15 protein-coding genes are annotated in these 12,538 nt (G+C 57.3%); 4 read left to right on the plus strand and 11 right to left on the minus strand.

From position 1 onward, the window contains the following. Nucleotides 1–72: 72 nt before the first annotated feature. The 8 genes from HBN61_RS05930 to oscA all read right to left on the minus strand — a co-directional run bounded on the left by HBN61_RS05930 (nucleotide 73) and on the right by oscA (nucleotide 6,111). Entirely contained in the window at nucleotides 73–645 is a 573-nt protein-coding gene (locus HBN61_RS05930; protein ID WP_262498709.1) for a phosphatidate cytidylyltransferase, read from the minus strand. Then, nucleotides 642–1,241, minus strand: coding sequence for a lysophospholipid acyltransferase family protein (locus HBN61_RS05935; RefSeq protein ID WP_094991869.1), 600 nt, complete (start codon nucleotides 1,239–1,241; stop codon nucleotides 642–644). Before HBN61_RS05935 ends, HBN61_RS05930 begins: the two co-directional genes overlap by 4 nt. Continuing rightward, nucleotides 1,228–1,860, minus strand: coding sequence for a CDP-alcohol phosphatidyltransferase family protein (locus HBN61_RS05940; RefSeq protein WP_094991868.1), 633 nt, complete (start codon nucleotides 1,858–1,860; stop codon nucleotides 1,228–1,230). Before HBN61_RS05940 ends, HBN61_RS05935 begins: the two co-directional genes overlap by 14 nt. 200 nt (nucleotides 1,861–2,060) lie before the next feature. Next, nucleotides 2,061–3,050, minus strand: a complete 990-nt coding sequence (locus HBN61_RS05945; RefSeq protein ID WP_170046342.1) for a sulfate/molybdate ABC transporter ATP-binding protein — start codon at nucleotides 3,048–3,050, stop codon at nucleotides 2,061–2,063. Between the two features lie 3 nt (nucleotides 3,051–3,053). Further along, the gene (gene cysW, locus HBN61_RS05950) at nucleotides 3,054–3,911 is read right to left on the minus strand and encodes a sulfate ABC transporter permease subunit CysW (RefSeq protein WP_524539061.1); all 858 of its coding nucleotides are present in this window, start codon (nucleotides 3,909–3,911) and stop codon (nucleotides 3,054–3,056) included. Nucleotides 3,912–3,939: 28 nt separating this feature from the next. Continuing rightward, complete coding sequence (gene cysT / locus HBN61_RS05955; RefSeq protein WP_094991865.1) at nucleotides 3,940–4,758, minus strand: sulfate ABC transporter permease subunit CysT; 819 nt, start codon at nucleotides 4,756–4,758, stop codon at nucleotides 3,940–3,942. A 91-nt stretch (nucleotides 4,759–4,849) separates the two neighbouring features. Continuing rightward, the gene (locus HBN61_RS05960) at nucleotides 4,850–5,860 is read right to left on the minus strand and encodes a sulfate ABC transporter substrate-binding protein (RefSeq protein WP_094991864.1); all 1,011 of its coding nucleotides are present in this window, start codon (nucleotides 5,858–5,860) and stop codon (nucleotides 4,850–4,852) included. A 68-nt stretch (nucleotides 5,861–5,928) separates the two neighbouring features. Then, nucleotides 5,929–6,111 carry a sulfur starvation response protein OscA gene (gene oscA / locus HBN61_RS05965; protein ID WP_047278876.1) on the minus strand — a complete coding sequence of 61 codons (183 nt, stop codon included), beginning with the start codon at nucleotides 6,109–6,111 and terminating at the stop codon, nucleotides 5,929–5,931. Nucleotides 6,112–6,495: 384 nt separating this feature from the next. On the opposite strand from oscA, the gene HBN61_RS05970 reads away from it, so the two are divergent. Both HBN61_RS05970 and HBN61_RS05975 read left to right on the plus strand, forming a co-directional pair. Further along, nucleotides 6,496–6,765, plus strand: coding sequence for a TIGR02647 family protein (locus HBN61_RS05970; RefSeq protein WP_094991863.1), 270 nt, complete (start codon nucleotides 6,496–6,498; stop codon nucleotides 6,763–6,765). 185 nt (nucleotides 6,766–6,950) lie between these two features. Further along, the gene (locus tag HBN61_RS05975) at nucleotides 6,951–9,800 is read left to right on the plus strand and encodes a class I adenylate cyclase (RefSeq protein ID WP_170046344.1); all 2,850 of its coding nucleotides are present in this window, start codon (nucleotides 6,951–6,953) and stop codon (nucleotides 9,798–9,800) included. 3 nt (nucleotides 9,801–9,803) lie between these two features. Here the strand turns inward: HBN61_RS05975 and rnk are convergent, their stop codons facing one another. From rnk to cyaY, 3 genes are all read right to left on the minus strand, one after another. Beyond that, the gene (gene rnk, locus HBN61_RS05980) at nucleotides 9,804–10,223 is read right to left on the minus strand and encodes a nucleoside diphosphate kinase regulator (RefSeq protein WP_094991861.1); all 420 of its coding nucleotides are present in this window, start codon (nucleotides 10,221–10,223) and stop codon (nucleotides 9,804–9,806) included. Nucleotides 10,224–10,382: 159 nt separating this feature from the next. Next, the gene (locus tag HBN61_RS05985) at nucleotides 10,383–10,592 is read right to left on the minus strand and encodes a DUF1289 domain-containing protein (RefSeq protein ID WP_094991860.1); all 210 of its coding nucleotides are present in this window, start codon (nucleotides 10,590–10,592) and stop codon (nucleotides 10,383–10,385) included. Between the two features lie 2 nt (nucleotides 10,593–10,594). After that, the gene (gene cyaY, locus HBN61_RS05990; RefSeq protein ID WP_094991859.1) at nucleotides 10,595–10,927 is read right to left on the minus strand and encodes an iron donor protein CyaY; all 333 of its coding nucleotides are present in this window, start codon (nucleotides 10,925–10,927) and stop codon (nucleotides 10,595–10,597) included. A 203-nt stretch (nucleotides 10,928–11,130) separates the two neighbouring features. On the opposite strand from cyaY, the gene lptM reads away from it, so the two are divergent. After that, the gene (lptM, locus tag HBN61_RS05995; RefSeq protein ID WP_094991858.1) at nucleotides 11,131–11,277 is read left to right on the plus strand and encodes an LPS translocon maturation chaperone LptM; all 147 of its coding nucleotides are present in this window, start codon (nucleotides 11,131–11,133) and stop codon (nucleotides 11,275–11,277) included. 12 nt (nucleotides 11,278–11,289) lie between these two features. After that, nucleotides 11,290–12,537, plus strand: a complete 1,248-nt coding sequence (gene lysA / locus HBN61_RS06000) for a diaminopimelate decarboxylase (RefSeq protein WP_094991857.1) — start codon at nucleotides 11,290–11,292, stop codon at nucleotides 12,535–12,537. Nucleotide 12,538: the final 1 nt, after the last annotated feature.

Here is a 12,538-nt window from a genome sequence, read left to right on the forward strand (position 1 = left end):
CTTCTGGGGAAGCCATCGTATTGCGCAAATTGACAGAGTGACCGGGGTTGTAATATCAGGGAAAAAGCTACGTTAACTGTTCGCTATGTCTCCGAACAAAGTGTTCGCTATGTCCCCGGTCCATACAAGCATCAGCAGAGCGGGAGCGTGGCTAATGCAGAAAATACAGATCATCACCCCCCACTGGATTTTCGCCGTGCGCTCCAGAAATCCCCCTGTGTCCTGACTCAATACCGCAATCGCGGGCAAGAGTAGAAAGGCATACACAGGGATCAGCAGCGTAAACATCGAGTACCAGTGGGTCGCGATCAGCACATATTGCAGCGGCACAAGGATGAAAAAGGCGATAAACAGTGCGTTATGGTCGCCTCTTTTGGTGGGTGCCAGCGTGATGAATTCTCTGAGTGCAAACAGAGAAATAAAGGCGAAAAGGATGACGGTTGCATTGCCGCCCAGCAGGTATGAAGTAAAGAAAACGATCACCATCCCCCACCACGCATTCACACGTTGATTCAGGTTTTCGATCGTTGCGATGCCACTTTCTGTGGTGGCTCGCTTGGCCAGTACATGACTGATGATTGAGGCGATGGCCAGCAGACTGGCAAGCCCGGCAAAGAACCACAGAAACTTGGTTTCAAACGTCATTTGGATAACCTCACGATGGCTTCGCGCGCCCGCTCAAGGAATGGCTGCTTCTCTTCGCCAGCGATTTTTTCCAGCGGATTGCCGATCCGGATCGTGCAGATAATGGGCAGCGGGAAATGCTTGCCTTTAGGCATGGATCGATGAAGGTTTTCCAAATAAATGGGCACCAGGTCGACATCAGGGAATGCTTCGCTCAACCGGAACAGACCCGATTTGAAGTCGCCCGGCAGGGCCTGGCAGGCGCGTGTGCCCTCCGGGAAAAAAATGATGGAGTGTCCCGCTCGCAGTACGTCGTAAATAGGTTCCAGTGCGGGTTTATCCGCGCCTGGCTTACGCTCGATCAAAACCGCATTCAGTCCTTTTTTTGAGACATACGAAAGAAATGCGTTCTTGCCCCAGTAGTCGGCTGCTGCTACGGGCTTCACGTTAATGCGAGCCTCGCGTGGAAGCGCCGCAATGATGGCGAGTGTGTCCATATGGCTGGTGTGATTGGCGAAATAAATGCGCTGGCGGGTAAGGTCTGGAGGGCTCTGCCAGCGGGCGTTTACCCCGATCAGGACCCGAAGCACTGAAATCAGAGCATTACTGATCCACATGGGCGTTTTCCTTGAGCTGTCTGGCGATTGCGAGCGTTCGTGTCCCACAGGTGATAAGCGAGCCGACAACGATGATGATCAGCGCGGTCAATAACGCGTGGTGAGTGCCATAAGCTGGCGTTTCAATCGCATTGAGCAAAAGGGCTGCTGTCATCAGCGCCATTCGGTGCTGTTTGGCCATGGGGCCTGCAAAACACTGAACGAGGCCAATCGAGCCGCCAAAAACCCTTACGTAGGCGGTCAGGGCTGCCGCCAAGGCGCCAAACCATCCAAGGTCCGAATAACCAATCGCATAACCAAGCCCCACGATGAGCACGCTATCGGCTACGCGATCCGGAAATTCGTTGTAGAGACTGCCAAGGTCGGATTTTTTCCCGCCTTCTATTGCCACCATGCCATCCAATAGATTGCACAACAGACGCAGTTGAATAGCGAAGGCGCACATGATTGATCCAATGACGCCATTGTCCGCTATCAATATGCCGGCACCTGCCAACGCAAAGACCACACTGGCCACTGAAATCTGATTGGGGGAAATAGTTCTTTTGAGCAAGGCATAGGTGATGCCCGTTGCCCACCTGGAAGAGCGGGCCTTGATGGGTCTGCGGTTTTCCTTCATGCGAATCCTTGCGACTTGTCGTGAGAGAAAAGTCGGACTCTATGTGCATAAGACGGATTTTTATGTCCGATCAGATCAGTAACTTACGAGTGAAGTAGCCGTTTTTTTTGTAGGGCTCAGGTACGGAAGGGGTGTGTTCCCAGGCATAAAAAAAGCCTGAGCATCGAAAGACGTCAGGCTTTGGGTGAACCGTTTGGCGGTTACAGGCTGCTGTGTTTCTGCCACACCTTCGGCTTGAAGAACAACGTCTCGCCACGGGCCAGACCGGTCAGGCTGTCATGGTCTTTGACCACTTCCACCTCGATCAGCTCGCTTTGACCCTCAACCTTCAATGTCACGCGGGTGGTCGCGCCCAGCGGACGGATATCGCGCACCTGAGCGGCATGGTGTTCTTCAATTTCATGGCGTGACAACGACACTTCGTGCGGGCGGAACAAGACGTGCTGGTCTTTGCCAATGTGCAGGCGGTTGGAGTCGCCCAAGAAGTGATACACGAAGTCGCTGGCCGGGTTTTCGTATACCTCGCCCGGGGAACCGATCTGTTCGATCACGCCTTTGTTCATGACCACAATGCGGTCCGCGACTTCCATCGCTTCTTCCTGGTCGTGGGTCACGAACACCGACGTCAAGTTGATGTCTTCGTGCAAGCGCGCCAACCAGCGGCGCAGCTCTTTACGCACCTTGGCATCGAGGGCGCCGAAAGGCTCGTCCAGCAACAGCACTTTAGGTTCGACCGCCAGTGCGCGGGCCAGGGCGATACGCTGGCGCTGGCCGCCTGACAGTTGCTCCGGGTAACGGTCCGATAACCAGTCCAGTTGCACCATGTTCAGCAGCTCGTGGACTTTTTCGGCAATCCGGCTTTCGCTCGGGCGTTCCTTTTTCGGTTTCATGCGCAGGCCGAACGCGACGTTGTCAAACACCGTCATGTGGCGGAACAGCGCGTAATGCTGGAACACAAACCCGACGTTGCGATCACGCACGTCATGGCCCGAGACGTCTTCGCCGTGGAACACGATGTTGCCTTCGTCCGGGGTCTCCAGGCCTGCAATGATGCGCAGCAACGTGGTTTTGCCGCAGCCCGACGGCCCCAGCAAGGCCACGAGCTCGCCACTCTGGATGTCCAGATTGATGCGATCCAGCGCCTTGAAGGCGTTGAAGTTTTTGCTGACGTTACGAACTTCGATCGACATGCTTTATTCCTCTGCGGCGCTGGCGCGCAGGCGGTTAATACGGGATTCGCTCCACTGCTTGAGCAGCAGGATGAAGAGCGCCAGGATCAGCAACAGGGTGGCCACAGCGAAGGCGGCAACGTGGTTGTATTCGTTGTAGAGGATCTCGACGTGCAGCGGCAGGGTGTTGGTCACCCCGCGAATGTGCCCGGACACCACGGACACTGCGCCGAATTCGCCCATCGCCCGTGCGGTACACAGCACCATGCCGTAGATCAGGCCCCATTTGATATTCGGTACTGTGACGTGCCAGAACATTTGCCAGCCGTTGGCCCCCAGCAGGCGTGCGGCCTCTTCTTCCTGGGTGCCCTGCTCTTGCATCAGCGGGATCAGCTCGCGTGCCACGAAGGGCACGGTGACGAAGATGGTCGCCAGCACGATGCCCGGCAGTGCGAAAACGATCTGAATGTCGTGGTCTTGCAGCCACTCACCGAAGAAGCCCTGTGCGCCGAACATCAGCACGTAGACCAGACCGGCGATCACCGGCGATACCGAGAACGGCAGGTCGATCAGTGTCACGAGGATGCTTTTGCCGCGAAAGCTGTATTTGCTCACGCACCATGCCGCGCTGACGCCGAAGACCACGTTGAGCGGCACCGAGATTACAACGGCGATGATGGTCAGTTTCAGGGCCGACAGGGCATCAGGTTCAAGAATGGCATCGAAGAACGCGCCGAAACCGAGCTTCAGGCCCTGCGAGACCACAATCAGCAACGGGAGCAGCAGGAATACGACGAAGAATAACCAGCCAAAGGCAATCAGTACCCGGCGCGAGAGCGGGCTGCCACGGCGAGCATCGTTGGCGACGGAGGCTGCGTTCATAGGTGTGTTGGACATGGTGACGCCTCCTTCAAGGGGTTTCGATGCGGCGCTGAATCAGGTTGATCAGCAGCAGCAAAATGAAGGAAACCACCAGCATCATCACGCCAATGGCCGTGGCGCCGGTGTAGTCGTATTGGTCGAGTTTGACCATGATCAACAGCGGCAAAATTTCGGTTTTCATCGGCATATTGCCGGCGATGAAAATCACCGAGCCGTACTCGCCGACGCCGCGGGCGAAGGCCAGCGCGAAACCCGTGAGCCACGCGGGCAATAGCGCGGGCACCAAAATATGGCGAAACACTTGCAGCGGTTTGGCGCCCAGGCAGGCAGCGGCTTCTTCGATTTCACGCGGAATATCGGCCAGCACCGGCTGTACGGTGCGCACCACAAATGGCAGCGTGACGAAGGTCAGCGCCAGCGTGATACCCATCGGGGTGTAGGCGATTTTGAAGCCCATGTCAGTGGCGAATTGGCCAATCCAGCCGTTCGGGGCATACAGCGCGGTCAGTGCGATACCGGCGACTGCCGTCGGCAGCGCAAAGGGCAGGTCGATCATGGCATCGATGACCTTGCGCCCCGGGAAGGTGTAGCGCACCAGCACCCAGGCCAGCACGGTGCCGATGATGCCGTTGATCAGTGCCGCAACAAAAGCGGTGCCGAAGCTCAATTTGAGCGCGGCCAATACGCGAGGGGCGGTGACGATGGCCCAAAACTGGTCCCAGGTCAGTTGCGCGGCATGCACGAACATGGCGGCCAGAGGAATGAGCACAATCAGGCTGAGATACACCAAGGTGTAGCCCAGTGTCAGCCCGAAGCCGGGTATGACGGGGGAGATACGACGCGACATAAAAGTCCTTGTTTAACGCACGAAGCCCGCAAACCGATTGCGGGCTTAATGTTCTAGCTTTAAGCGATGCCTGAAAGGCACGCCCCACAGGTTATTGCGCCTGGTAGATCTGGTCGAACACGCCACCGTCATTGAAGAATTTCGGTTGGGCAGTCTTCCAGCCGCCGAAGTCTTTGTCGATAGTCACAAGGTCCAGCTTCGGAAACTGCTGTGCGTATTTGGCTGCGACTTTCTCATCCCGAGGACGGTAGAAATTCTTAGCCGCAATTTCCTGACCGGCCGGGCTGTACAGGTGTTCGAGGTACGCTTTGGCGATCTCTGCGTTGCCCTTTTTATCGGCATTTTTGTCGACTACGGCAACCGGTGGCTCAGCCAGAATCGAGAGCGAAGGTACGACGATGTCGAACTTGTCCGCCCCGCCATCTTCTTTGAGTGCCAAAAACGCTTCGTTTTCCCACGCCAGCAGCACGTCTCCCTGACCGTTGTTGACGAAAGTGATGGTTGAGCCCCGTGCGCCGGTATCCAGTACAGGCACGTGCTTGAACAGATTTTGTACGTACTCTTTGGCTTTGGTTTCATCGCCGCCGTTAGCCTTAAGGCCGTAGGCGTAGGCAGCGAGGAAGTTCCAGCGTGCGCCGCCGCTGGTTTTCGGGTTCGGTGTAATCACCGACACGCCATCTTTGGTCAGGTCGTTCCAGTCCTTGATGCCTTTCGGGTTGCCCTTGCGCACCAGGAACACGATGGTCGAGGTGTACGGGGTGCTGGCGTCCGGAAGGCGGGTTTGCCAGTTTTCAGGGAGGGTTTTACCCAACTTGGCGATTTCGTCGATGTCACCGGCCAGTGCCAGGGTCACGACATCCGCGCGCAAGCCATCGATCACGCCACGCGCCTGTTTGCCCGAGCCCCCGTGTGACTGCTGAATTTTGACCTTGTCGTCGGGGTGGCTTTGTTTCCAGAACTGGGTGAACTCTGCGTTGTAATCCTGATACAGCTCACGGGTTGGATCGTAAGAAACGTTCAACAACTCGTAGTCTTTGGCCACGGCGGAGCCAGCAAAAATGGCACTGGCCAGCGCGGCCAAAGCGTAACGGCGTAGGGTCATAGGTGTGGCTCCAGAGCAGCGTGTATTTTTAATTTTTATAGGCGCCCCAGACAGGGCGCGTGGGGTATTCAGCTATTTTTTTGGCCCGGGTTCTGCAGGCGGAACTTCTCTTTGCGTTCGATCTGAACCACTTGGGCGTTGTGCACAGTGATTTCCACGGCACCGAAGCGCAGGTCACGTAGCGCGCTCTGGATTTCCCGCAGAATGGTGGCTTCGTCCTGGCCGTCAACGCTACGCAGAGATGCGCTCATGGTGTTGCTCCTGAAAAAATGAGGTGCCGATGGGTTCGTGTCGGCGTGGGGCAATAGTAGTGAGGCGCGATTATTCTTAAAAATACTATTTAAGAATGTTTATATAACTGAAATACGATTTACAACGAACGCCGTCATCGCTGCCTTGCCATGCAGGGAGCGATGGCGCGTGAAGTTGGCGTGAACAGGTGTTTTCAGACCGCCCGGCCATACAGGCCTGCACTTTGTTATTCGCGGTCTACACTCCAATTGCCTCGCCCGTGCACGATGCGGGGCAGGTGCGGCAAATGGCTCGGGTCCGGCGAGAACTGTTACTGGACAGTCAGGCCAACCAGGCTCACCTTAGGGTCGTTGTCGTCTTTTCCTGCATAGTCTGGAGTCCTTATGTCGTTTACCCCTGAGTTGGTTGCCGAACTGGAAGTCCTTGCACTGTTCGATCTGAACAGCACTCAAGAAGGGCTTAAAGTCCATCAAGAAGCTGACAAAAAGCTTATCGCTGCCGCCAAGCGGCTCCATGAAAAAGACCTCATCACCCAACCGGACGGGGGCTACCTCACCAGCCTGGGCCGTGATGCTGTTGAGCACGTGCAAACGACACTGTCGATTTTGACCACCAAACCCCTGGTGGCTGTGAAGTTGGCAGAACTTGCCTGACGCCACTGATCGCCCTCGGAATCTCTTGGTTGAATAAGGGATTCCGCGGGCTCTCCTTCTTCTCCCCGCAAAAAATCTGACGTCAAAAGCGCTTTCGCCCTAAGCCTTTTCATGGTCTCGCTGTAGACTCCCTCCTACGTTGCCTCCCTTCTCTTTCTCGCCTAGCGAGCCGGTTTGAGTTTGATATGACGCGCACCCAGGCCATTCAGATAGATCTGAATGAAGGTATTGATCGACAGACACTCACACAATTGCGTGAGCGGTTTCTTCACGTCAATCGTGCGCGCCTGCTGCGGGCAATGGAGGGCTTGACCCCGCGTCAGCAAACGGTGCTGAGCCTGCTGCCATTGTTTTTTCATGTGAATCACCCGTTATTACCCGGTTATGTGTCCGGGAGTACGCCAGCCGGCGTCGCGGGGTATGAGCCCGACGCGTCTGCCCTGGCCGAAGCCCAGCGCCTGACGCGCTCCTTTTCTTATAAGACGCGAACGCCCGGCGCACAGTCGCCGATTCATGGTTTGTTTCTGATGGGTAGCCTGGGAACGTTAGCCCAGACGGATCAGAGCGACATGGATGTGTGGATTTGCCATGCCCCGAACCTGAGCGAACCGGCCCTTGAAGAGCTGCGCAAGAAATGTCAGGTGCTGGAAACCTGGGCGGCCGGTTTAGGGGCCGACGCACATTTTTTTCTGATTGATGCGCAACGCTTTGCCCTGGGCGAACGCGATGCCCGGCTGAGCACGGACGATTGTGGTACGACGCAGCATTACTTATTGCTGGATGAGTTTTATCGCACCGCCATTTGGCTCGCAGGCCGTACCCCGATGTGGTGGTGGGTGCCGGCCAATGAGGAAGCCAACTACGCCGAATTTACCCACACGCTGCTTTCCAAGCGCTTCATTCGGGCTGACGAAACCATCGATCTGGGGCATCTGGCACATATCCCGCCCGGCGAGTTCGTGGGAGCCGGGTTATGGCAGTTATTCAAAGGGATTGAGTCGCCCTACAAGTCGGTGCTCAAACTGCTGTTGATCGAGGTGTATGCCAGTGAGCACCCAAAGGTGCAGTGCCTGAGCCTGCGCTTCAAGCAGGCGGTCTATGCCCATCAGTTGGACCTTGATGAACTCGACCCGTATGTGGTGGTGTACCGGCGCATTGAGCAGTACCTCAAGGCGCGGGGTGATGTTGAGCGGCTGGAGTTGGTGCGCCGCAGTTTGTACCTGAAAGTTAACCGCAAGTTGACTGGCAACCTCGCGCAACGTGGCACGCAATGGCAGCGCCAGTTGCTGGAGCGTCTGGCGCGGGAATGGGGTTGGGATGAGCGGCAGTTGGCCTGGCTCGACAGTCGCCCGGCATGGAAGGCCGAACAGGCGGTCCATGAACGCCGGGCGTTGGTGCATGAGCTCAATTACAGCTACCGCTTTTTGAGCCAGTTTGCCCGCGATGAGCAAGCCGCCGGGCTGACCAACAAACGCGACTTGAATGTGCTGGGACGACGGCTGTACGCCGCGTTTGAGCGCAAGGCCGGCAAAGTCGACCACATCAACCCTGGCATTGCGCCCAATCTGGCACAAGAGCTGCTGACACTGGTGCATTCCCCGAACAAGAAAGAGCCCGGCGAGTTTCATTGGGGGATCTATCGCGGCAACCTCGCGGTTCACGAGTGGGAGCATACGCCGGTCATCAAGCGCAGCCCTGCGCTGCTGGAGTTGCTGGCGTGGTGCCATCGCAACGGGGTCATCGACAGCGGTACCCGTCTGGCCCTCAACCCTGGCAGTACGGATGTCAGCGAGTACGAACTGTTCAACCTGCTGGGGTGTTTGCAACAACTGATCCCTTTGCCGCTGGGGGCGGTGGACGAAACGCAACTGTTGCGACCCAGTGTGCCGTCGCAGGTGCTGATTGTGGTCAACGTCGGGATTGACCCGCTCAAGCATCACCGTGAAATGAATATCCTGATGACCACTGAGCGCACGGATTCACTGAGTTATGCCGGGGTGCGCGAAAACCTTGTGCTGACCCTGGACCAAGTCACGCTCAACAGTTGGAACGAAGTCATCGTCAGCCGCTTCGACGGCGAACACGCGCTGTTTGAATGCCTGGCGGATTACCTCAATGCACAACCGGCCGGGCGTGCAGCCCCGCAGTTGCGCGTGCGCTGCTTGTGTCACAACAGGGCGCAGTTCATCGCAAATCGGGTGGAAGGGATTTTCAATACGGCACAGGCCCTACGTGCCAGCGGGCAAGCGCTGCGGTATGTGGTGCAAGTGGAGCAACGTTTACATGTGCTGGAACTGGCCAAAGAACACGTACGCCACGTGGCGCTGGCCGACCGCAATGCATTGGCCGGCTATTTGAGCCAGCGTCTGGCGACGTATCGGCCGGTGCACCTGGACCCGATGGCCTTGGGTGAGGACGACCTCGGGTTGATACTGCCCAAGGGCAAGCCGGGGGCGATTCAAGTCTTCTACCGACTGAATGACGGTGAGGCCGAGCTCAGTGTGCTCGACGAGTGCAATGTGCTGTGGCAGCAGACCGTTGCGTTTCATGACGAAATGAGTCTGCTGGTGCCCTTGCAGCGTTTTTTACAGGCGTCGTTGTTTCGGCGTGAGGCGTGCCAGCCGTTGGAAGACGAGAGCCCTGTCCCGCCACTGGACGTGTTGTATTACCAGCTATTGCCGTCGGGCAAAGGGCGCGCGCGCAGCGTCGAAGCGCGGCGCATTCCCGTCAGCGCAGCGATGACGCCTTACTACGAGGTGCAAGCGGTGATCGGCAAAGGCGCGCATGGTGGGCAGTGGGTGACGCTATTCTGCAACCAGCGCGAGTTCAGCCAGATGGACCATGGCGATCAGTTGTACGCAGCGGTGGCACGGGAAATTGTCGGGCAGCGCCGTGAAACCGAGCGCTACCGCTGTTACATCACTGATCTGGATTTATCGGGGCTGTTGGGCGAAAGCCACAGCCCGAGCCATCTATGCCTGCGCTACAAGGCGAATCTGGAGCAGGCGCTCAACGAGGCGCTGGCGCAGGTCTGAGGCTTAAAGGTCGTAATTGCCAGCGGCTTCAGGCTGGTATTCAACTTCCAGCAGCTCCAGCTTGAGGGTTTTGCCGCCGGGTGCTGGCCAGTTGATGTGCTGGCCGACTTGCAGGCCCAGCAAGGCACTGCCGACGGGTGCAAGGATCGAAATTTTACCTTCGTCTGCATTCGCGTCTTTGGGGTAAACCAGTGTCAGGTGGTAATCCTTGCCGCTGCCCTGCTCGCGGCAGTGCACACGCGAATTCATGGTGACAACGCCTGCAGGCACTTCGGTATGGCCTACAACGGATTCGGCACGATCAAGTTCTTCTTGCAGCGCGACGACGCCTGGCAACGAATCGTCGAGGTTATCAATCAATGCTTCCAGACGCTGGACGTCCAGGCGGGTGAGGATGATGGAGGGTTGGGGTGAAGTGGTCATGACCTGGCAGACTCCTTTTTTCTGCACGAAAAAGCAAAACCCCGCCAGAAAATGGCGGGGTTTTGACCAACCTCGTTAGTGCGAGGCGAACCCGGACACTACCACAGCAAAATAAATACACAAGCCAACGGCCGATGCCGTTGCAGCCTGTGGCCGTGATTACAGGGCGCGCCGCAGACGTGCCTGTTCGCAAATCACCCGGCGCCGCTGGTCGTCTGCTGAACGCCACTCGCGGATGTCTTCGACATGCCGAAAGCAGCCCAGACACACTTTGTGTTCATCCAGCCGGCACGTGCTGATGCAGGGCGATGGCACGGCCGGGCTGACGTTGCTGTACAGCGGTTTTGCAGGTTTAGCAGGGGCAGTCACAGTTAAATCTCGTCAAAATCCAGCTCAGCGCCGGTGTATACCTGCGTCAGGCGCTGGACCATTTCACTCAGTAACTCGTCAGAGCTGTCGCACTTCCAGCGTGACTCTTGCTCATCGTAATCGAAGTGGAAACCGCCCTCCCGTGCAGCGAGCCAAAGCTGTCGCAAAGGCTCCTGGCGGCTGAAGATAAGCTGCTGGCCCCCTTCAAACTTGGCTGTCAGTACACCGGCCGAATTCTCCAGGTCCATGTCCAGACCGCTCTCGTCAAAAACGTCTTCCAGGTTTTGCTGGGTTGCATCGACCAGATCGTGGAAACGGGCTTCAGTCAAACTCATGGTGGAACCTCGTAATGTCTAGTCATGCTCGGAGCTCGCAAGATACGGGCGCTCCAGACCGATTGCAAACCCCAACCGCCCCGTCGCCTGCGTACTACTGATTATTCAGACAGGCGCTTTTGCGCGACCGCTCTGCTGCATAGGCAAGCCGGTAGGTGCTCGGTATACTCGGGCGCAATTAATGCTTTTCAAAGGATTTCGCCATGAAGCGCCTGATCTCTTCCATTGCTGCGCTCGTCGCGGTCGCTTGCCTTGTTTCTGCCTGTGGTCAAAAAGGTCCGCTGTATCTGCCCGATGACAGCAAATCCCCTGAAGACCAAGCGAAGTCGTCGCAATCGCACAAGCACTGATAAGGGAACACCATGGACGCTTTTAACTACCGGGCCGGCGAGTTATTCGCTGAAGGTGTTGCGCTGACGGCCATTGCCGAGCGTTTTGGTACGCCGACCTATGTGTATTCCCGGGCCCACATCGAAGCGCAATACAACGCGTTTGCCGACGCATTGAGCGGCATGCCGCATCTGGTGTGTTTTGCGGTTAAAGCCAACTCCAACCTGGGTGTACTCAATGTCCTGGCGCGTATAGGCGCCGGTTTTGACATCGTGTCCCGTGGTGAGTTGGAGCGTGTACTGGCCGCAGGCGGTTCGGCTGACAAAATCGTGTTTTCCGGTGTCGGCAAGACCCGCGATGACATGCGCCGCGCACTGGAAGTGGGTGTGCATTGCTTCAACGTCGAGTCCACCGACGAACTGGAGCGCTTGCAAGTGGTGGCTGCCGAGATGGGCGTGCGTGCGCCGATCTCGCTGCGCGTTAACCCGGATGTGGATGCAGGCACTCACCCGTACATTTCCACGGGCCTTAAAGAGAACAAGTTCGGTATCGCCATTGCGGACGCAGAGGATGTGTACATCCGCGCCGCGCAGTTGCCGAACCTCGAAGTGGTCGGCGTTGATTGCCATATCGGTTCGCAACTGACCACCCTTGAGCCGTTTATCGACGCGCTCGACCGTTTGCTGGGGCTGGTTGACCGTTTGGGCGACTGCGGCATTTATTTGCGCCACATTGATCTCGGCGGTGGCCTTGGCGTGCGTTACCGCGATGAAGAGCCACCCTTGGCGGCGGATTACATCAAGGCGGTGCGCGAGCGTATCGAAGGCCGTGACCTGGCGCTGGTGTTCGAGCCGGGCCGTTTTATTGTGGCCAACGCGGGGGTGCTGCTGACACAGGTCGAGTACCTCAAGCACACCGAGCACAAAGACTTCGCCATCGTTGATGCGGCGATGAACGACTTGATCCGACCTGCCCTGTATCAGGCCTGGATGGACGTGACTGCGGTGCGCCCGCGTGACACTGAAACCCGCGCCTATGACATCGTGGGCCCGATCTGTGAAACCGGTGACTTCCTGGCCAAAGATCGCCAGTTGGCGTTGGCTGAGGGTGATCTGTTGGCGGTGCATTCGGCCGGTGCCTATGGCTTTGTCATGAGCTCGAACTACAACACCCGCGGCCGTGCGGCCGAAATTCTGGTGGACGGCGATCAGGCGTTCGAAGTGCGTCGTCGTGAGACGGTTGCCGAGCTGTTTGCTGGCGAAAGCCTGCTGCCGGAGTGAG

The sequence above is a fragment of the Pseudomonas sp. WS 5071 genome, assembly GCF_012985765.1.
Lineage (GTDB): Bacteria > Pseudomonadota > Gammaproteobacteria > Pseudomonadales > Pseudomonadaceae > Aquipseudomonas > Aquipseudomonas lundensis_A.